Source organism: Kitasatospora sp. NPDC058965 (genome assembly GCF_042741245.1).
Taxonomy (GTDB): Bacteria; Actinomycetota; Actinomycetes; order Streptomycetales; family Streptomycetaceae; genus Kitasatospora.
Window position 1 is genome coordinate 1 of the sequence record NZ_JBHYKG010000045.1, and the last position, 18,517, is coordinate 18,517.

Consider the following 18,517-nt stretch of genomic DNA (forward strand, 5'->3'; position numbering starts at 1 on the left):
AGCGGCGCTTGTAGAACTTACGCTTCGCTGTTCCCCTGGGCCCGACCACGTGGTGGTCGGGCCCTGCGGCGTTCCCGGGCGCGGCTCAGCGGTTGCCCAGTGCCGCGCCCACGCTGATCAGCGCCCCGCAGCAGGCCAGCGCCGTGAACAGGCCGAAGACCGCCCTGGCGGGGTGCACCGGCGGCAGCCGACGGGCGGTCGGGGACCGGTCCAGGGTGAAGAGCAGCGGGTCCTCCGGGAGGTGCCGGACCTGCACGACGGTGCCGTCGGCCTCGTAGCCGTGCCGGCTGTGGGTGCTCAGGTCCACCCCGGTGACCCGCTGGCCGCCGACCGCGGTGAAGCTGACCACCGGGTGGTAGCGGTGCGCGCCCTCGGCGCCGCCGTCCACCGCGAAGGTGCCGATCAGCTCGCCGGCGGCCAGCACGCCCTTGTGGCCCAGCCGGGTGCGCTGCTCGACCCGGCAGCTGCGCCGGCCCAGCAGGACCGCGGTGCCCAGGGCCAGCGCGGAGCAGCCGAGCACGGTGCTGGTGGCGATCGCGTCCGGGTCGGTCCACCGGGTCAGCACCAGGGCCACCGAGCCCACGGTCATCACCAGCAGGCTGGTCAGCGCCGCGTCGAAGACGCTGGTCTGCGGACCGGCCTGGAACCGCTCCGGCCGGCCGGGCAGGTAGCGGACCGTGATCGTCTGGCCGGGCCAGCCTGCCAACGGCACCCGGCCGCAGCTCGGGCGGCCCACCACCTCGCGCTCGGTGGCCGGGTCGGTGAACCGGACCACCGGGCGCACCGCGTCGCTGCCCGGTGCGTGCTCCACCAGCACCTCGGCGACCGTGCCCGGCACCTGGGTGCCCCGGCGGGCGAACCTGGTCAGCCGCAGCGCGACCGCCGGCACCCCGGCCACCAGCACCACCAGTCCGGTCCACCAGAAGAACAGCACTGCTTCCTGGCTGAGTTGGTCCATCGCCCCTGCCCCCGACCTCTCCGCCCGTCCCCTCCGGTGACTCCCCGTTGACTCGTGCGGCCACCTGGGTAGCCGTTGGGGATCCTGCCCCGTTCCCGGGGCACTGCAACCCCGAAGGGCCGGTGGAGGTTTGGCGCCGGTTCGGTGGCCGGGTTCAGACGGCGGCGGTGCGGCGCTCGGCCAGGGTGGCGGCGACGGCCACCGCGCCGGTCACGGCCAGCACCGACGGCCAGGCGCCGATCTTCTTGGCCAGCGGGTGCGAGCCGCCGAACGCGGCCAGGTACAGGCCGGTCAGCGCGGCCGCGGTGCCGGCGCCGGACCGGCGGTGCCAGCGGTAGGCCGCGCCCGCGCCCGCGGCGGCCAGCACGGCGCCGCCGAGCTCGCGGCGGCCGGTCAGCCGGGCGGTGCCGTAGCCGCCGATCAGGCCGACGGCGGCGAGGGCGGCGGTGGGGACGGTGGGCATCATCGGCTCCTTCGGTGCGCGGGCTTCCCCCCGACCATAAACCGGGTGCGCCCGCGGCCTTGAGCAGGGCAGACTGCCGGCTCCGGGACGGACGGGAGGGGGCCGGATGAACGTGCTGTTGGCAGGCGTGGTGGGGTCCACCGCCTACGGGCTGGCGCACGCCGGCTCCGACCTGGACCGGCTGGGCGTCTACGCCGTGCCCACCGAGGAGCTGCACGGGCTGGACCGCCCGCGCGAGTCGGTGGTGACCACCGCACCCGACCGGACCTTCCACGAGGTGGCCAAGTGGTGCCGGCTGGCCCTGGCCGGCAACCCGACCGCGAGTGAACTGGTCTGGCTGCCGACGGAGTTGTACGAGGTGGTCAGCCCGCTCGGGACCGAGCTGATCGAGCTCCGCCGGTCGTTCCTGAGCGCGCCGGCCGTCCGCTCGTCCTATCTCGGCTACGCCACCCAGCAGTTCCGCAAGCTGTCCGGCTCCACCTCGGGCCGCCGCCCCAAGCACGCCCGCCACCTGGTCCGGCTGCTGGAACAGGCGGTGCTGCTGCACGAGACCGGCGAACTCCGGCTGCGGGTGGCCGACCCGGCGGGGGTACGGGAGTTGGGTGAGCGGATCGCCGCCGACCCGGCGCTGGCCGAGCCGCTGCTGGCCGCCGCCGAGGACCGGCTGAGCCGCCCGGGCGTGCTCCCCGCCGCCCCCGACCGGGCCCCGGTGGAGGCCTGGCTGCGCCGGGTCCGACTGGCCCACCTGACCGCGCCGCCACCGAGTACGCGCCCGGCCCGATGTGCTGGCGGTCCGCCCGGTCCCACCGGGTAGGATCACCCTGGCAGGTGCCCTACCACCGAGGCGCCACCTGCCACCGGGCCGCTAGCTCAATCGGCAGAGCTGCGGACTTTTAATCCGTAGGTTCAGGGTTCGAGCCCCTGGCGGCCCACAGCGCAGCGGCAAGGCCCCCACCAGCCAGAACACCGGCTGCTGGGGGCCTTGCTGCGAAGGAAGTGCCCCATGAAAGGGGCCACTGCTCGCTCCTCGCTTGCTCGGCCGCTCCGGACAGCCCCTACGCCCCGCTGGCTGCTGGCCAGCCGTCAGGCAGGCGGTAGAACGTGGTCATCAGGACCCCGGCCTTGCGGCCGGTCTGCGTGATGGTGATCGGGATCTTCACCTTCACCAGGTCGTCCACGCGGATCTGGCCGGCCTCCATCGCGTTCATCGCCACGGCGTGGTGCTCCAGCCACTTGTGCGCCTCGAACGGCGCCGCGCTCTCGGTCATGCCGCGAGTATGACGCCCGGTCAGCCCGGCTTGTTCATGCACGTCACCTGGCAGTCCGGCGGGCTGTGGGTACAGCTCGCCGCGACCACGATCACACCCGTCCTCGGGTCACCCCACAGCCGCGGGTCCGCGGGGAACCCGGTGTCGGCCATCAGCGAGGTGGTGAACTGGACGACCGCGCCGTTGAAGCGGCTCGGGTCGGGGCGCTCCGGGAAGTGGTGCACGAAGCCGCCCAGGGAGGCGCACAGGCCCTCGTACAGCTTGGTGTGGAGGATGAGGGCGTGCCAGCCCTCGTCGACCACCCTGGAGGGCGCGATGCGGCTGTTGCGGTTGATCGCTGCGGTCGCGACGAACTTCAGCGCCTCGCGGATGATCCGCTCGGCCAGCTCGCGCCCCATGCCCGGGTTGTTGTCGAGCACGGTGGCGACGACGCACTCGTAGTCGTCGGCCTTGAGGAGCTCCCTCGCGTCCAGGGGACGCGTCACGCCGGTCGGGAGCGGGCCCGATGGGGCCATGGTCATGCTGATGCCTCCTCACGCTGGATCCGGGCGCCTGCCGGCGCTCGGGGTGTTCGGTGTGCGGGCCCGTCCGGCTGCCGTGTCCGCCAAGATCGCGCAGCCGGACGGGAGCGGGGGCGCGGACAGACAGGGCAGCTCGGCCGGCCCAGCTGGCAGCGAGCGGCACGGCGCAGCCGGTGCGTCGCCACGGCGAGCCACAACCGCCAAGGCGCAGCCGGTGCCGTCATCCCAGGAACCGGCGCGCATCGATGGCGCGGCGGATCGCTGCGCCCCGGATGGCCGAGGCCTCGATGGTCCAGCGTTCGACGGTGCCCTCGTCGTCGGTGACGAGCAGTCCGGTGATCTGGTCCAGAAGGACCCAGTAGGGGGTGTCGCGCTCGTCGGGCTCCAGCTGCTGCGTCGCGTAGCGGTGGATCGGGCACCAGTAGCGGGTCTCCGTCCGGACGACGCCATCGGTGACCTCTGCCACCGCCTCGCCCCGGTGCAGGTGCTTGTCCGTGCCACAGCTGGCGCACTTGAGCCCGAGGGCCTGTTCGATCATCTGGAGCCCGGTGCAGGGCTGCGGCGTCTGCGGCGCGGTTTCTGCCATGTCATCAGAGTCGACCGACGGAGAGTCAGTATCGATACCCGGAGGGTAATCTCACTGCGAGATAGCCCGCTCGGTAGCCGGAACGAGGCCCGATGACGACCGCCCTGATGCCCTTGGCCGTATCGGACACCATCTGGCAGCACTCCGAGATCCAACGGGCACTGCGAGCACGAGACCTGGGCCTGCTGCTCCGGGTCGTGCAGCACCACACCGGTGCCAGCCAGGCTCGGCTCGGTACTGCCATCGGGATGAACCAGGGCCGGGTCAACGAGGTGATGAACGGCCGCCGTGCCGTCAGCCGGCTCGACGTGTTCGAGCGGATTGCCGAGGGGCTCGCGATGCCCGATCACGCGCGTCGTTTGCTCGGCCTCGCGCCCCAGCGCGAACGGCGCGCGAGCGGGGCTGCGTTCGACCTGGCAGCCTTCCCCGAGGTCGTGCGCGTCTACAGCGACCAGGCTGCCGCCACCGCCGAGATCCAGCGGGCCGCGCGTGCAGCCCATCAGATCGATGTCCTCGCAGTTCGGGGACTCGGTCTTCTCGGCCTCCGCGACTCACTCCTGCGGCCACACCTGGACCGCGACGGTGACCAGCCGCTCCGTCTGCGCGTGCTGCTGCTCGACCCGGACAGTCCCGCAGCCGCACAGCGTGCGGACGAGATCGGCGAGTCGGCCGAGTCCCTGGCCAGTGGGGTTGTGCTCGCCGAAGCACGCCTTCGCGAGCTGGCGGCATCCGACGGCGGGGTGGAGGTCTACCGGTACCGCACGCTGCCCGTCTGGCGCATCATCAGGCTGGACAGCACCCTCTACGTAGCGAGCTTCTCGGCCTCGTGGGAGGGGCACGAGTCCGCGACCTACAAACTGGTCGCCACCCCGCAGGGGCCGCTGTACGGCGGGTACTGCAGGTTGTTCGCTGCGATGCTGACGGACGCGCACCGGGTCATCTGAGGAGGAGACGTTGGCGATCGAGGCCGAGCTGAAGGCAGTTGTGCGAGACCCCGAGAGCGTGTTGGAGCAGCTGGAGCAGGCCCACGGGCCCGGCCGCCCCGAGGTCTACTACGACACCTACTACGACACGGCGGACGGCGCGCTCGGCACCGGTGACCGCGAGCTGCGGATCCGCACCGTGCACTCGGCCGACGACACCCGTACCGTCCTCACCTACAAGGGCGCCCGGGTCGACGAGGCCTCCGGGTCCAAGCCGGAGGCCGAGACGCGCGCCGACGATGCGGCCGCCGCGCACGCCATTCTCCGCGGGCTCGGATACGCGCCGACGATCGAGTTGGAGAAGCGCTGCCGGAACTACGACTTCACGGCCGACGGCCGGCGGTTCCTGGCGACGCTCGTCCGCGTGCCGGAGCTGGACGGGCGCACCTTCATCGAGCTGGAGACCGGTGCCGAGGAAGCCGACCTGGCCGAGGCACTCGCGGCGGTCCGCACGGTACTCACCGGTCTCGGGATCGGCGACGACGACCTGACGACGGAGTTGTACACGGACGCTGTTGCCGCCGCCCGCTGACCCCACCGGGGTGAAGCGCCCCGCTCGGCGGGAGCCGAGCGGGGCCCCACGTGCGGATGGTTGCCACTGGCCGCAGGCTGTCGACGCCCGGCGGCGGGGCCATGAGCCGGGTGACGAGGTTGGAGGTACCGAGGGCGGTGCCGACGCTGGTCAGCGTCAGCGTCAGCGTCTGTGGCAGGTCGGCGGTGCGGAGGAGCAGCGGCAGGCCGGCGACCACACGAGGGCTCGCCTCCATCGGCTCCCACGCGTCCCCGAGGTCGAAGAAGTCGACAACCGCGCTGCGGCACTCGAAGACCGTTCGACCGTGTGCCTTCCGGTCCTCTGCCGGGCAACAGACCCGACTGGGCGGACTATCTGTCGTCGGGCTTCTTCCAGAGCACGTAGCCGATGTTCCAGTCGTAGTTGGGGCTCGCAGCAGCGCCGGCGAGAACGCCGTAGCGCCCTTGCTTGCTGCGCACGCACCAGACGTCGTTGCCCAGGCCGCCCGGGTTCACGGTGTACAGGACAGTCGTCCAGGACCCTTCCGGCAGTGACTGGCAGCCGGCCTGGGACGGCGCGTCGGACGAGGTCCAGCGCGAAGCTTCCGCCCCATTGACAGCCTTGAGATCGGCCGTGTCGCCGACTTGCAGGTCCGCGTTCTTGTCCGGGGCCGGTAGGTCCTTGTCCCGGCCGGTGTCCAGGTCGGCGTGGGTGTAGTCTCCGCTGCCGAGGTGAATGGCCGACCGCCGGCGCAGGTGCACCGTCGCATTGATGTAGGGGACCTGTCCGGCCTGGGCGTCGGTCACCACGATCGTCGAGTCGGTACCGGGCTGGGCAGTGATGGTGACTTTCTTGGGCTCGATGCTCTCGACGAAGGTTCCATTCATCGCCACCAGGAGCTTGTGACTCGTGGTGATCTTGAAGATGCTGGTCTCAGTCTTGCCGCCGATGGTCTGGGTGATCAGCAGGTAGGTGGCGTCGGCGGCTGCCTTGTTCTTCTTCTGCTCGGCCGCGACCTGCGAGGAGGCCGCATCCACGGCGAACACACCGAGCGTGGCAACGGCTGCCACGGTCGGGTTGACCGGCGCGCTGTCAGCAGCCAGCTGCACCAGCTGATCATGGACGATCTTCAGGACAATGGGAGTGATCGGACTCTGCGCAACCTCGCTCACGACCTTGTTGGCCTGCGAGCAGCCAGTGGCTGCCAACGTGGTTGCGAGCGCCACTGTTGCCATCCTGAGCATGCCTACCCCCTACGGACACCCCACCCAAGCGGCTGCCCCAGCGCCGAGGGCCGCAGCTCCCAGTAGGGCTCTGTCCTCTCAACAGGGCCTCAAAACACACGCCTTGACTGCAAGCCGGCCCCTGGCGGGTGTGGGTGAAGCCAGGCGCCGATCTGGTGCGGTACGGCCCGGAGGGCAGCTCGACAACGATCGGACTCGATCGTTCAATCCGTAGGTTCAGGGTTCGAGCCCCTGGCGGCCCACTTGACGACACCGTGCCCCGGCCAGCCCCGCTGGTCGGGGCACGGCGCTGTGCTGAGGGTGCGTCAGCCGTTCGGGGTGTCAGAGGGGGCGGTCGGGCGGGCGGGGTCGGGGAGGAAGAGGCCGAGGGCCAGGGCGAGCGGGGGGACGGCGCACAGGGTGAGCAGGACGCCGCGCGGGCCGTGGGTGTCGGCGACCAGGCCGAGCAGCGGGGCGAACAGGCCGCCGATGCTGACCGCCAGGCCCAGGGTGACGCCGGCGGCGGTGCCGGGGCGGGTCGGCAGGTAGTCCTGGCCGAGCTTGACCAGCACGGCGAACGGCAGGTTGAGGGTGATCCCGGTGGTGGCCGCGAAGCACAGCGGGACGAGGCTGCCCGGGGCGAGCAGCAGCAGGGCGAGCGAGGGGAGCGCCAGCGCGCCGCCGAGTTGGACGGTGCGGACCGCCCCGATCCGGTCGGCCAGCCGGCCGCCGAGCAGGGTGCCCGCCACTCCGCCGGCCAGGAAGCAGGTCAGGGCGGTGCCCGCCAGGGTGCGCGAGGCGTGCAGGTCGCGCAGCCAGTACAGCTCGACGAAGGTGTTCAGGCCGAAGAAGGCGACCGAGCGCACCACCTCCACCCCGGTGAGGACCGCGAACGGGCCCCAGCGGTCGCGCCCGGTGCGGGGCACGGCCGCCCCGCCCGTCGCCGGCCGCCGCCGCTGGTGGCGCAGCAGCAGGTGGCCGACCAGGACGGCGGGCGGCACGAACAGGACGGTGGCGCCCGTGCCCCAGGCGATCAGGGCGGGGGTGGCCAGCGCCGGGGCCAGGAAGAAGCCGACGCTGCCGCCGGCCGCGAACAGGCTCATCGCGCCGGCGCTGTCACCGGCGGCCTCCCGGGCCGCCCGGCCGGCCGCGGGGTGGAACATCGCCACGCCGAGGCCGGAGAGCAGGACCAGGCACCAGACGGCGGGGTAGCCGGGCAGCAGCCCGGACAGGCCCAGCCCGATCCCGGCGACCAGCACGCCGACCCCGGCCGGCCAGCTCGGCCGGTACCGGTCCACGGCCAGGCCGATCAGCGGCTGCGGCACCGAACTGCCCAGCGTGGCGGCGAGGGTGAGGCCGGAGGCGGCCAGGTAGCCGTAGTGCCGGTCCAGCACGAAGTACGGCACCGCGGCCGGGACCAGGCCCTGGTAGAGGTCGTCCACGGCGTGCGCGACGGCCCACAGCCGCATCCGACGCCAGGCGGTGGGCGGGGGCGGCGGGAGCCGGGCGGCGGAGGCGTCGCGGAGCTGCGCGGGGCTGCTGGTGTCCATGCCGCCCATGCTCCGGGCCGACCGGGGCTGCGGAATACAGCTATCCTGCCGACCGGTGTCGAAAAACCGCCACGATCGGGAGGCAGGGGTGGACCGGGCTCCGCTGCTCGCGCTGGACGGGCCGACCCGGCACGAACTCGCCCACCGCGAACGGATCGACTGGCACCAGCACACCGTGCACCAGCTGATCCACCCGAGCGACGGCGTGCTGCGGGTGTCCACGGCGCAGGGCGTCTGGGTGGTCCCGCCGCTGCGCGCGGTCTGGGTCCCGGCCGGGGTGGCGCACGCGCACCAGGCGCACGGCCCGACCCGGATGCGGGCGCTGGCCTTCCCGGCGGACCGGGATCCGCTGCCGCCCGGGCGGCCGACGGTGCTCGCGGTCTCGCCGCTGCTGCGTGAGGTGGTGGTCGCGCTGACCGACGACCTGGTCACCCGGCAGTTCGACGCCCGGCAGCGCCGCAACCTGGAGCGGGTCGCGCTGGACCAGCTGCGCGGGGTGGACGCGCTGCCGCTGCACCTGCCCGCGCCCACCGATCCCCGGCTGGTCGAGCTCACCGCGCTGCTGACCCGCGATCCCGGCGACCGGCGTCCGCTGGCCCGGCTCGGTGCGGCGGTCGGTGCGAGCGAACGGACCCTCAGCCGGCTGTTCCGGCAGCAGACCGGCATGACCTTCCCGCAGTGGCGGACCCAGCTGCGGCTGCACCACGCGCTGACCCTGCTCGCGACCGGGGCGTCCGTCACCACGGTCGCCGCGACCTGCGGCTACGCCAACACCAGCGCCTTCATCGAGTCGTTCCGGCTGGCCTTCGGCGGCACTCCCGGGCAGTACTTCCGGCGGACCTGACGCCGTGGCGGGTGCGGCCGGCGGGCCGGGCCGGGCCGGGCGTCCCGGGCGTCCCGGGGGAGCGGGACACCGGACGGCGGGCACCGGTCAGGACAGGCCGAGTTCGGGCACCCCGGCGGGCGGCTCGAAGTGCCGCAGCACGGCGGCGCGGTCCACCTCGGCCAGGGTGGCGGGGGACCAGTGCGGCGTGCGGTCCTTGTCGACCACCTGGGCGCGGATGCCCTCGACGAAGTCCGGCTCGGCCAGCGCCGCGCAGGAGACCCGGTACTCCTGGTCCAGCGTGCTCTCCAGGGAGGGCAGTTGGCGGGTGCGGCGGAGCGCCTCCAGGGTCACCTTGAGCGCGGTCGGCGACTTGGCCGCGATCTGCACGGCGGCCTCCTTGGCCTCCGGCAGGTCGGCCGCCAGCAGCTCCTCCAGGATCTCCTCGACCGTGTCCGGCGCGTAGCAGCGGTCGATCCAGGCCCGCTGGGCGGCCAGCGGGCCCGGGCGGGCCGGCTCGGCATAGGCCCGGACCGCCTCGGCCGGGGTCAGCTCGGTCAGCGCCGCGGTGAACTCGGCGATCCGCGCGGCGGGCACGTAGCGGTCCGCGAAGCCGCAGTACAGCGCGTCCATCGCGGTCATCCGCCCGGCCGTGAGCGCCAGGTGGGTGCCCAGCTCGCCGGGGGTCTGGGCGAGCAGCCAGGTGCCGCCGACGTCCGGCACGAAGCCGATCGCGGTCTCCGGCATGCCCACCTGGGCGCGCTCGGTGACCACCCGCAGCGAGCCGTGCGCGGAGACGCCCACCCCGCCGCCGAGCACCAGGCCGTCCAGCACCGCGACGTAGGGCTTGGGGTAGCGGGCGATCCGGTGGTTGAGCAGGTACTCGTCGCGCAGGAAGTCCCGTACGGCGGCGCCGCCGCGCTTGGCCTCGTCGTGGAAGAAGCGCACGTCGCCACCGGCGCACAGACCGCGGTCGCCGGCGCCGGTGATCACCACGGTGGCCACTGCGGGGTCCTGCTCCCACGCGTCCAGGGCGGCCGAAATGGCGCGCACCATCCGGTGGTTGAGCGCGTTGATGGCAGCGGGCCGGTTGAGCGTGATCAGCCCCGCCCGGCCCTCCGTTCGGGTCAGTACCAAGTCCTGCTCTGGCTGCGAAGTCATGGGGGGAGCTCCTTGCCGGGGTGGGCGGGCCGTGCCGGAGCAACCGTACGCGCTCGGCCGCGCCGCCCCTAATGCGGGGTGGACTGTTTCCAAAGGCGTAGTGCCGGGCCGCGGAATTCGGGAATCCCACTGCTGCGCAAGGGCGTTGAGCTCAATGAATTCCGCTGGGAAAGGGTTCGGGCCGCGCGGCGCGGGTCCTCCGGCAAGGGTATTCGACCGCCCGCCGAGAAACCTTGGAAGGGACTTGAAAATGATCACCGGTGGCATCGGGCCGGCAATCCGCACCGGCTCGGGAATTCGGCAGCCGAGGCTGCCCGTGGGGAGGCTCGGATGACCATCGCCGATCACGAGGCCCGGTACCGGGTGCCGCTCGACCTGGTGCAGCCGGGCGACTCGCCCCGCTTCACCCCGGTGGACGAGGGGTACGCGGCCCGGTTGGCCGCCACCCCCGGCGAGCTGCCGCCGATCCTGGTGCACCGCGCCACCATGCGGGTGATCGACGGCGCGCACCGGCTGCGCGCCGCCGAGCTGCGCGGCGAGCGGACCATCGCCGTCGAGTACTTCGACGGCTCGCCGGACGCCGCCTTCGTCCGCGGGGTGGAGAGCAAGGCGCAGTCGGGCGCCGGGCTCGGCGACCACCCCGGACTGCCGCTCTCGGTGGCCGAGCGCAAGGCCGCCGCCGAGCGGATCGTCCGGCTGCGCCCGGAGCTGTCCGACCGCTCGATCGCGCGCAGCGCCGGCCTGTCGGCCAAGACCGTCGGCGAGATCCGGCGCCGCTCGGTGGGCCTGGGCGGCGGCACGGTCTCCCGGCTCGGCCGGGACGGCCGGCTGCGCCCGGTCAACCCGAACGAGGGCCGCCGCCGGGTGCTGCAGGTGATCAGCGAGCGTCCGGGCGCCTCGCTGCGGGAGATCGCCCAGGCCGCCGGTGTCTCGCTGGGCACCGCGCACGGGGTGCGGGCCCGGATCGACCGCGGTGAGGAGACGCTGCCGGCGGCGGACCGGGCGGCGGCCGTCCGCGCCGTGGAGCCCGCCCCGGAGCTCGCCCCGGAGCCGGTCGAGCCGCCGGTCCGCCCGGCCGGCACCGTCCCGCCCCCGCGCGACCCCCGCCCCGCCGCCGTCCGCCCGCTGCAGTCGGCCCCCGCCCGCCCGCAGGCGGCGAGCCAGCCGCCCCCGGCCGCCCGCCCGTTCGCCGCCCCCCGGCGCACCCAGACCCCCCGACCGCTCGCGCTGCGCTCCTCCGAGGCCTTCGCCGGCCTGGCGGTGCTGCGCCGCGACCCCTCGCTCAAGTTCACCGACCGCGGCCGCGCGCTGCTGCTGTGGCTGCACCGCCGGCTCGTCTCGGTGAGCGCGACGGAACGCGAACTCCAGAACATCCCACCGCACTTGGTGCCCGTCGTGGCCGACCTCGCACTGGAGTGCGCGGCCGGCTGGCGCGAGCTGGCCGAGCAACTGCACCGCCGCGGAGCCCAGTCGGGCTGATCGCCGTGCGCGGCCCATAGCAGAAGCAGAACTGATGGTGCGTCAAAATCCTGTGTCAATGGGGCGCGCCGTTGGTGAATGCCCGGTCACTCGCATGGACGTGGCTAAAGCACGACTGAACGCTGTACGACGCGCCGCCCCGAATCGCCCCCGGGGCGCGCTTTCTGGTCCAGACTGCAAGCATGCTGGGGCTACCCGACCACATCCGCGCCTTTCTCTTCGACCTCGACGGTGTGCTGACGCAGACCGCCAAGGTGCATGCCGCCGCCTGGAAGTCGATGTTCGACGACTTCCTGCGCGAGGAGGCCCGCCGCACCGGCGACGAGTTCGTGCCGTTCGACCCGACGGCCGACTACGACCGCTACGTCGACGGCCGCCCGCGCCTGGACGGCACCCGGACCTTCCTGGCCTCCCGGGGGATCGAACTGCCCGAGGGCGGCCCGGCCGACCCTCCCGGCACCCGGAGCGTCAACGGCCTGAGCACCACCAAGAACGACCTGGTGCTCCGGCTGATCAAGGAACAGGGCGTGCAGCCGTACCCGGGCTCGGTGGAGTACCTGCACCGGCTGCGGGTGCTCGGCCTGCCCCGGGCGGTGGTCTCCTCCAGCGCCAACTGCCGGGACGTGCTCAAGGCGGCCGGCATCGACGGCCTGTTCGACGTGGTGATCGACGGTGAGACCGCCAAGCGCGAGGGGCTGCCCGGCAAGCCGGCCCCCGACACCTACCTGGCCGCCGCCAAGGCCCTGGGCACCGCGCCCGAGGACGCCGCGGTCTTCGAGGACGCGCTGGCCGGGGTCGCCTCCGGCCGCGCGGGCGGCTTCGGCACGGTGGTCGGGGTGAACCGGACCGGCCAGGCCGACGCGCTGCGCGAGAACGGTGCTGACCTGGTGGTGGACGACCTGTCCGAACTCATCGAGGGGGCGGCGCAATGACCGCACAGGAGGGCTTCGCGGTCGACCCGTGGAGCATCACCGAACACCGACTGGACCTGGCGGGCCTGGCCCGCAGCGAATCCGTCTTCGCACTCTCCAACGGCCACATCGGCCTGCGGGCCAACCTGGACGAGGGCGAGCCGCACGGCCTGCCCGGCACCTACCTGAACGGCGTCTTCGAGCTGCGCCCGCTGCCCTACCCGGAGGGCGGCTACGGCTACCCGGAGTCCGGGCAGAGCGTCATCAACGTCACCAACGGCAAGCTGATCCGGCTGCTGGTGGACGACGAGCCGTTCGACCTGCGCTACGGCGAACTGCGCGGCCACCGCCGCTCGCTGGACTTCCGCGAGGGCGTGCTGCGCCGCGAGGCGGAGTGGACCTCACCGGCCGGACGCACCATCAAGATCCGCTCTTCCCGGCTGGTCTCGCTCACCCAGCGGGCGATCGCCGCGGTGGACTACGAGGTCGAGGCGGTGGACGGCCCGGTCCGCATCGTCGTCCAGTCCGAGCTGGTGGCCAACGAGCAGCTGCCGGTGGGCGGCGAGGGGGACCCGCGGGCCGCCGCCGTGCTGGAGGCCCCGCTGGTGGCCGAGGCGCACCACGCGCACGGCACCAAGGCGACCCTGGTGCACCACACCCGGTACAGCAACCTGCGCGTGGCCGCCGCGATGGACCACGTGATCGAGGGCCCGGACGGGGTCTCCGTCACCTCCGAGGCCCGGCACGACCAGGCCCGGATCTCCGCCACCACGGTGCTGCGCCCGGGCGAGCGGCTGCGGATGACCAAGTTCACCGGCTACGGCTGGTCCGCCACCCGCTCGCTGCCGGCGGTGCGCGACCAGGTGGAGGCGGCGATCACCGCCGCCCGCTACTCCGGCTGGGACGGCCTGGTGGCCGAGCAGAAGGAGTACCTGGAGGAGTTCTGGTCGGCCAGCGACATCGAGATCGACGGTGACGTGGAGCTGCAGCAGGCGGTCCGCTTCGCGCTGTTCCACGTCGTGCAGGCGGCCGCCCGCAGCGAGGAGCGGGCGATCCCGGCCAAGGGCCTGACCGGCCCGGGCTACGACGGGCACAGCTTCTGGGACACCGAGACCTTCGTGCTGCCGGTGCTCACCTACTGCCTGCCCGGCGCGGTGGCCCAGGCGCTGCGCTGGCGCCACTCCACGCTGCCGCTGGCCCGTGAGCGCGCCGCCCAACTGGGCCTGGCCGGAGCGGTCTTCCCGTGGCGCACGATCCGCGGCGAGGAGTGCTCGGGCTACTGGCCGGCCGGCACCGCCGCCTTCCACATCGGCGCCGACATCGCGATGGCCGCCGCCCGCTACGTGCGGGCCACCGGCGACCTGGAGTTCGAGCGCACCTACGGCCTGGAGCTGCTGGTCGAGACCGCCCGGATGTGGCGCTCGCTGGGCCACCACGACGCGGCCGGCCAGTTCCGGATCGAGGGCGTCACCGGTCCGGACGAGTACAGCGCGATCGCCGACAACAACGTCTTCACCAACCTGATGGCGCAGACCAACCTGCGGGCCGCCGCCGACGCGGTGGCGCGCAACCAGCGGGAGGCGGCCGCCCTCGGGGTGGACACCGAGGAGACCGCGGCCTGGCGCGACGCCGCCAAGGCGATGTACATCCCGTACGACGAGAAGCTCGGCGTGCACCCGCAGGCCGACGGCTTCACCCTGCACCAGGCCTGGGACTTCGAGGGCACCCCGCGGGAGAAGTACCCGCTGCTGCTGCACTTCCCGTACTTCGACCTGTACCGCAAGCAGGTGGTCAAGCAGGCCGACCTGGTGCTGGCGATGCAGATCCGCGGCGACGCCTTCACCGCCGAGCAGAAGGCCCGCAACTTCGCCTACTACGAGCGCATCACGGTGCGCGACTCGTCGCTGTCCGCCTGCACCCAGGCGGTGATGGCGGCCGAGGTGGGCCAGCTGGACCTGGCCTACGACTACATGGCCGAGGCCGCCCTGATGGACCTGCACGACCTGGGCGGCAACACCCGCGACGGTCTGCACATGGCCTCGCTGGCCGGCGCCTGCATCGCGCTGGTGGCCGGCTTCGGCGGGATGCGCGACTACGGCGAGGTGATCGGTTTCCGGCCCCGGCTGCCCGCCGGGCTGGTCCGGCTGGCCTTCTCGATGCGGGTCCGGCACCACCTGCTGCGGGTGGAGATCACCCACGACGACACCACCTACACCCTGGTCGAGGGCGACAAGATCCGGGTGCAGCACGAGACCGAGCAGTTGGTGGTCGCGGTCGGCTCGCCGGTCTCCCGGGCCACCGTCACCCCGCCCGCGGTGGAGCGGGTCACCCAGCCGCCCGGCCGCGAGCCGGCCCGGCGCAAGCCGCAGCCCGCCAGCATCGGCGGCACGGCGGTGACCGGCGGCGAGCACCTGGCCGCCGAGTAGTCGACCGCAGGAGGAAAGGCCGTGCCCCGCACACCGGGGCACGGCCTTTTTTGCCTCTGAGGCACATCTGTTGCCCGCGGGGCACGAACGGTGTGCACTGGTCCCATGACCACCGAAGACCCACCGGTCGGGGAGCTCCCCGGGCTGGGCGCGCGGTTGCGCGAGCACCGGCAGGCGGCCCGGCTCACCCTGGAGGCGGCCGCCGCCCGGGCGGGGCTCTCCCCAGCGTATCTGTCCCGGTTGGAGACCGGCCGCCGGCAGCCCTCGCTGCCGGTGCTGCTCTCACTGGCCCGGCTCTACGGCGCCACCGTGGCGGGCCTGCTCGGCGAGGAGCCCGGCGCGCCCGACCCGGTGGTGCGCGGCGGCGCGATCGAGCCGAGCCGCACCGGCGGCTGGGGCTACCGGCGGGCCGGTGCCCCGGGGATGGCGATGCAGGCGCTGCGGGTGCAGATCCCGCCCGGCCTGCAGGACGCGGTGGTCCGGGTGCACGCCGGCGAGGAGTGGCTGCACGTCACCCGGGGACTGCTGCGGCTCACCCTGGGCGAGACGGAGTACCACCTGGAGCCGGGCGACAGCGCCCAGTTCGACTCGCTCACCCCGCACCGCTTCGCGGCCGAGGGCACCGGCGAGGTCGAACTGCTCTTCGTCCACACCCTGCTGCAGAGCCCGGCCAGCGACCTGTGCCTGCCGGTGCCGTCCACCCGATCCGGACCGTCGTCGACAGGAGTGCACTGATGGCCACCACCGCCCCCCACCCGCCCCGCTACGCGCAGAGCACCGACGGCGGCAAGCGGACGGACCGCCGGGTCGCGGTCCGGGTCTTCGTCTACATGGCCGCCGCCCACGTCTTCGGGGGCTTCCTGTACCTGCTGTTCTGGCTCGGGGCGCAGCGCCACTGACGTACTGCCAGGCCGGCGGCGCCACCGATGCGCCGTCATTGAGCGTCCGCTGACAACGATTCAGTCAAATCATCAGCCAATCGTTCCACACAACCTCCCAGTTGTGGTCGAGTGCCGCCCAGCACTTGGTCAATGACGACTGGGAGGTTCTGTTGTCCGCAGCACGCGGGACCAGGCGGTGGCTCACGATCTGCGCCATCGCCGCGACCCTGGGACTGATCGGCTCACCGGCCGTGTCCGTCCCCCTGCCGAGCACCGCACACCCGGGCACCGCCGCCGCACCGGCCGACAAGGGCGACGGCGGTAGCGAGGCCGACGAGATCCAGGAGGGTGCGGACCAGCGCGCCGAGGCCCGCACCTCCCCGGGCGTGGTCGCGCCGGGTGCCTTCGGGGCGGCCTGGGACCAGCTGAAGGACCTGCCGAACACCGGCGGGAACTGGCACCACCTGACCGGCCTGGTCTACAACTCCGACGACCCGCGCTACCGCGACGCCTCCTCCAACTCCACCGCGGGGATGGGCAACGTCACCGGCCGCACGGCCGCGGTGGCGGCCGACACCAACGGCCACGTCTACCTCGGCAGCGCCGGCGGCGGCGTCTGGCGGTCCAGCACCGGCGGCGGGCACTGGGAGCCGATCAGCGACCAGCTGCCCACCCAGTCCACCGGTGCGCTTGCACTGGACGGGCGGGGCCGGCTCTGGCTGGGCACCGGCGAGGCCAGCACCAACTCCGACGCCTACCTCGGCTCCGGCGTCTACGTGCTGGACCACCCCGAGCACGGCGCCTTCAGCACCCGGTCCCGGGTCGGCGGCGCCGAGCTGGACGGCACCACCATCCACGAACTGCGGTTCGGTGGCGACAAGGTGTGGGCGGCCACCAGCCGGGGCGTGTGGAGCCACTCCGCCACCGACCTGGGCGGCGCGTGGACCCTGGAGTTCGCGCCCAACCCGGCCTACCTGCCCGGCGGCACGCTGGCGAACGACCCCAACGCGCCGTACAAGAACCTCACCAACGACATCGCGATCGACCCGAAGGACCCGACCAAGGTCGTGCTGGCCGTCGGCTGGCGCTCGGGCGATCCCAGCAACGGCTTCTACGCCAAGGCCGCGGACGGCAGTTGGCAGCCGCTGAGCAACCTCGGCGAGCTGCCCACCGACGCGGCCGACGTGGGCGCGGTGACCTTCGCGCGGTCGGCGGACGGCTCGCGCTACTACGCCATCGACCAGTCGCCGGCGATGCTGGCGGGCAACCCGGCCAGCGGGCTGGCCGGCATCTACGTCTCCAAGTCCGGCTCCCCGTTCGGCCAGTGGACGAAGATCGCGGACTACACCAAGCTCGCGGGCAGCGGCTCGGCGCTCAACAAGGCCGACGACTCGCCCGGCGAGCAGTCCTGGTACGACCAGTCGCTGCAGGTGGACCCGGCCAACCCGGACCACGTGTACGCGGGCCTGGAGGAGGTCTTCGAGACCAAGGACGGCGGGACCAACTGGAACACCGTCGGCCCGTACTGGAACTTCCCGTTCGCCTGCTGGAACGCCGACCCGACCAAGCAGAGCGGCAACTGCCCGCAGACCACCCACCCCGACCAGCACGCGCTGGCGGTCGGCGTGCAGAACGGGCAGAGCTACGTGCTGGCCGGCAACGACGGCGGCCTGTACAAGCGCCCGGTCAACGGGCAGGTGGACGCGCTGGGCCACGGCACCGACTGGACCTCGCTCAACGACGGCACGGTGGACACCCTCGAGTACTACTCGGTGGGCGTCGGCCAGGACCCGTCCGGCCGCGGCCTGGCGATCACCGGCGGGCTGCAGGACAACGGCCAGTCGATGCTGCGCCCGCACGACACCGTGATGGGCTCCAACTTCGGCGGTGACGGCGGCGACACGCTGACCGATCCGGCCAACGGGTGCAACATCGCCCAGGAGTACGTGTACCTGGCGATCAACGTGACCCAGGACTGCGCGGCCAACGACGGCACCGGCGCGGCGACCACGTACGCGGTGGCGCCGCCCGACAACGCGCTGGGCGGGGCCGGCGCCCGGTTCATCGCCCCGCTCGCGGCGGACCAGCAGAACGCCAAGCTCTGGGTGGCCGGCGGCCGGCACGTGTGGATCCAGTCCCAGGGCTACGCGATCCGCGACGCCTCGGCCTGGAGCAGCGCCTTCGACCTCGGTGCCGGCCACGTGGCCACCGCGGTCGCGGCCTCGGGCGGCAAGGTGTACGTCGGCTGGTGCGGCCCGTGCAACAACCAGGGCTTCACCCGCGGCATCGCGGTCGGCAACGCGGACGGGACCGGCTGGCAGCAGCTGAACCTGCCGGTGGACGCGACGGTGCCGAACCGCTACCTGTCCGGGCTGGCGATCGACCCGAACAACTCCGCGCACGTGTACCTCGCGGTCAACGGCTTCTCGCGGCACTGGACCGAGGGCGCGGGCGCCGGGGTGGGCCACGTCTTCGAGTCCACCGACTCCGGTGCGAGCTGGCGGGACATCTCGGCCAACCTGCCGGACGTGCCGACCGACTCGCTGGTGGTGACCAAGTCCGGCGGCCTCGCCCTGGCCACCGACCTGGGCGTGGTGTTCCGCGCGGCCGGCCAGGCGAACTGGAAGCGGGTCGGCGAGCTCCCCGCCGTCGCCGTCGACCAGCTGAAGCTCGGTCCCGACGGGAAGCTCTACGCGGCCACCCACGGCCGCGGCCTGTGGTCCATCACGCTGCACGAGTGCGGCGAGGACTGACCCCACCCGGGGCAGGGTGA

Annotated in this window: 18 protein-coding genes and 1 tRNA gene; 11 read left to right on the plus strand and 8 right to left on the minus strand. The window is 73.1% G+C overall.

Translation table 11 applies throughout. The features are described from left to right. Positions 1-85 precede the first annotated feature (85 nt). Positions 86-958 carry a DUF3592 domain-containing protein gene (locus tag ACFW1A_RS10595; protein ID WP_380407245.1) on the minus strand — a complete coding sequence of 291 codons (873 nt, stop codon included), beginning with the start codon at positions 956-958 and terminating at the stop codon, positions 86-88. Between the two features lie 154 nt (positions 959-1,112). After that, entirely contained in the window at positions 1,113-1,421 is a 309-nt protein-coding gene (locus tag ACFW1A_RS10600; RefSeq protein WP_380407247.1) for a hypothetical protein, read from the minus strand. 106 nt (positions 1,422-1,527) lie between these two features. Between ACFW1A_RS10600 and ACFW1A_RS10605 the strand changes: the two genes are divergently transcribed. Beyond that, entirely contained in the window at positions 1,528-2,235 is a 708-nt protein-coding gene (locus tag ACFW1A_RS10605) for a DNA polymerase beta superfamily protein (RefSeq protein ID WP_380407249.1), read from the plus strand. A gap of 45 nt (positions 2,236-2,280) precedes the next feature. Beyond that, positions 2,281-2,353, plus strand: a tRNA-Lys gene (locus ACFW1A_RS10610). 123 nt (positions 2,354-2,476) lie between these two features. Here ACFW1A_RS10610 and ACFW1A_RS10615 read toward each other — a convergent pair. The 3 genes from ACFW1A_RS10615 to ACFW1A_RS10625 form a co-directional block, all read right to left on the minus strand. Then, positions 2,477-2,689: a hypothetical protein gene (locus ACFW1A_RS10615; protein WP_380407251.1), complete on the minus strand. Its 213-nt coding sequence runs from the start codon at positions 2,687-2,689 to the stop codon at positions 2,477-2,479. A 20-nt stretch (positions 2,690-2,709) separates the two neighbouring features. Further along, positions 2,710-3,210: a glycine-rich domain-containing protein gene (locus ACFW1A_RS10620; RefSeq protein ID WP_380407253.1), complete on the minus strand. Its 501-nt coding sequence runs from the start codon at positions 3,208-3,210 to the stop codon at positions 2,710-2,712. A 220-nt stretch (positions 3,211-3,430) separates the two neighbouring features. After that, a complete protein-coding gene (locus ACFW1A_RS10625; protein ID WP_380407255.1) occupies positions 3,431-3,796 on the minus strand; it encodes a hypothetical protein in 366 nt (121 codons plus the stop codon). A 92-nt stretch (positions 3,797-3,888) separates the two neighbouring features. On the opposite strand from ACFW1A_RS10625, the gene ACFW1A_RS10630 reads away from it, so the two are divergent. Both ACFW1A_RS10630 and ACFW1A_RS10635 read left to right on the plus strand, forming a co-directional pair. Beyond that, complete coding sequence (locus tag ACFW1A_RS10630) at positions 3,889-4,740, plus strand: helix-turn-helix domain-containing protein (RefSeq protein WP_380407257.1); 852 nt, start codon at positions 3,889-3,891, stop codon at positions 4,738-4,740. A 10-nt stretch (positions 4,741-4,750) separates the two neighbouring features. Further along, positions 4,751-5,311 carry a class IV adenylate cyclase gene (locus ACFW1A_RS10635; protein WP_380407259.1) on the plus strand — a complete coding sequence of 187 codons (561 nt, stop codon included), beginning with the start codon at positions 4,751-4,753 and terminating at the stop codon, positions 5,309-5,311. Between the two features lie 350 nt (positions 5,312-5,661). Here the strand turns inward: ACFW1A_RS10635 and ACFW1A_RS10640 are convergent, their stop codons facing one another. Both ACFW1A_RS10640 and ACFW1A_RS10645 read right to left on the minus strand, forming a co-directional pair. Continuing rightward, a complete protein-coding gene (locus ACFW1A_RS10640; RefSeq protein ID WP_380407261.1) occupies positions 5,662-6,516 on the minus strand; it encodes a hypothetical protein in 855 nt (284 codons plus the stop codon). A 323-nt stretch (positions 6,517-6,839) separates the two neighbouring features. After that, on the minus strand, positions 6,840-8,063 hold the full coding sequence (locus tag ACFW1A_RS10645) for an MFS transporter (protein ID WP_380407264.1): 1,224 nt from the start codon (positions 8,061-8,063) through the stop codon (positions 6,840-6,842). Between the two features lie 88 nt (positions 8,064-8,151). Here ACFW1A_RS10645 and ACFW1A_RS10650 point away from each other — a divergent pair, with 88 nt between their 5' ends. Then, positions 8,152-8,907, plus strand: a complete 756-nt coding sequence (locus ACFW1A_RS10650) for an AraC family transcriptional regulator (RefSeq protein WP_380407266.1) — start codon at positions 8,152-8,154, stop codon at positions 8,905-8,907. Positions 8,908-8,994: 87 nt separating this feature from the next. On the opposite strand, the gene ACFW1A_RS10655 is transcribed toward ACFW1A_RS10650, so the two are convergent. Continuing rightward, positions 8,995-10,047 (minus strand): enoyl-CoA hydratase/isomerase family protein, encoded by a 1,053-nt coding sequence (locus tag ACFW1A_RS10655; RefSeq protein WP_380407267.1) that lies wholly within the window; start codon positions 10,045-10,047, stop codon positions 8,995-8,997. A gap of 330 nt (positions 10,048-10,377) precedes the next feature. Between ACFW1A_RS10655 and ACFW1A_RS10660 the strand changes: the two genes are divergently transcribed. The 6 genes from ACFW1A_RS10660 to ACFW1A_RS10685 all read left to right on the plus strand — a co-directional run bounded on the left by ACFW1A_RS10660 (position 10,378) and on the right by ACFW1A_RS10685 (position 18,497). Then, positions 10,378-11,526 carry a ParB and winged helix-turn-helix domain-containing protein gene (locus ACFW1A_RS10660; protein ID WP_380407269.1) on the plus strand — a complete coding sequence of 383 codons (1,149 nt, stop codon included), beginning with the start codon at positions 10,378-10,380 and terminating at the stop codon, positions 11,524-11,526. A 182-nt stretch (positions 11,527-11,708) separates the two neighbouring features. Beyond that, positions 11,709-12,458 (plus strand): HAD family hydrolase, encoded by a 750-nt coding sequence (locus ACFW1A_RS10665; protein WP_380407271.1) that lies wholly within the window; start codon positions 11,709-11,711, stop codon positions 12,456-12,458. Beyond that, entirely contained in the window at positions 12,455-14,863 is a 2,409-nt protein-coding gene (locus tag ACFW1A_RS10670) for a glycoside hydrolase family 65 protein (protein WP_380407273.1), read from the plus strand. The genes ACFW1A_RS10665 and ACFW1A_RS10670 overlap by 4 nt, the downstream gene beginning before the upstream one ends. A gap of 105 nt (positions 14,864-14,968) precedes the next feature. Further along, positions 14,969-15,598 (plus strand): helix-turn-helix domain-containing protein, encoded by a 630-nt coding sequence (locus ACFW1A_RS10675; protein ID WP_380407276.1) that lies wholly within the window; start codon positions 14,969-14,971, stop codon positions 15,596-15,598. After that, positions 15,598-15,762, plus strand: coding sequence for a DUF6126 family protein (locus ACFW1A_RS10680; RefSeq protein WP_380407278.1), 165 nt, complete (start codon positions 15,598-15,600; stop codon positions 15,760-15,762). Before ACFW1A_RS10675 ends, ACFW1A_RS10680 begins: the two co-directional genes overlap by 1 nt. 152 nt (positions 15,763-15,914) lie before the next feature. Further along, positions 15,915-18,497 (plus strand): glycosyl hydrolase, encoded by a 2,583-nt coding sequence (locus tag ACFW1A_RS10685; RefSeq protein ID WP_380407280.1) that lies wholly within the window; start codon positions 15,915-15,917, stop codon positions 18,495-18,497. Positions 18,498-18,517 lie beyond the last annotated feature (20 nt).

What these genes read in the sequence shown, in the direction of transcription:
- ACFW1A_RS10595 (WP_380407245.1), bottom strand. Translation starts at nt 958, where the DNA reads ATGGACCAACTCAGCCAGGAAGCAGTGCTGTTCTTCTGGTGGACCGGA.
- ACFW1A_RS10600 (WP_380407247.1), bottom strand. Translation starts at nt 1,421, where the DNA reads ATGCCCACCGTCCCCACCGCCGCCCTCGCCGCCGTCGGCCTGATCGGC.
- ACFW1A_RS10605 (WP_380407249.1), top strand. Translation starts at nt 1,528, where the DNA reads ATGAACGTGCTGTTGGCAGGCGTGGTGGGGTCCACCGCCTACGGGCTG.
- ACFW1A_RS10615 (WP_380407251.1), bottom strand. Translation starts at nt 2,689, where the DNA reads ATGACCGAGAGCGCGGCGCCGTTCGAGGCGCACAAGTGGCTGGAGCAC.
- ACFW1A_RS10620 (WP_380407253.1), bottom strand. Translation starts at nt 3,210, where the DNA reads ATGACCATGGCCCCATCGGGCCCGCTCCCGACCGGCGTGACGCGTCCC.
- ACFW1A_RS10625 (WP_380407255.1), bottom strand. Translation starts at nt 3,796, where the DNA reads ATGGCAGAAACCGCGCCGCAGACGCCGCAGCCCTGCACCGGGCTCCAG.
- ACFW1A_RS10630 (WP_380407257.1), top strand. Translation starts at nt 3,889, where the DNA reads ATGACGACCGCCCTGATGCCCTTGGCCGTATCGGACACCATCTGGCAG.
- ACFW1A_RS10645 (WP_380407264.1), bottom strand. Translation starts at nt 8,063, where the DNA reads ATGGACACCAGCAGCCCCGCGCAGCTCCGCGACGCCTCCGCCGCCCGG.
- ACFW1A_RS10655 (WP_380407267.1), bottom strand. Translation starts at nt 10,047, where the DNA reads ATGACTTCGCAGCCAGAGCAGGACTTGGTACTGACCCGAACGGAGGGC.
- ACFW1A_RS10660 (WP_380407269.1), top strand. Translation starts at nt 10,378, where the DNA reads ATGACCATCGCCGATCACGAGGCCCGGTACCGGGTGCCGCTCGACCTG.
- ACFW1A_RS10665 (WP_380407271.1), top strand. Translation starts at nt 11,709, where the DNA reads ATGCTGGGGCTACCCGACCACATCCGCGCCTTTCTCTTCGACCTCGAC.
- ACFW1A_RS10670 (WP_380407273.1), top strand. Translation starts at nt 12,455, where the DNA reads ATGACCGCACAGGAGGGCTTCGCGGTCGACCCGTGGAGCATCACCGAA.
- ACFW1A_RS10675 (WP_380407276.1), top strand. Translation starts at nt 14,969, where the DNA reads ATGACCACCGAAGACCCACCGGTCGGGGAGCTCCCCGGGCTGGGCGCG.
- ACFW1A_RS10680 (WP_380407278.1), top strand. Translation starts at nt 15,598, where the DNA reads ATGGCCACCACCGCCCCCCACCCGCCCCGCTACGCGCAGAGCACCGAC.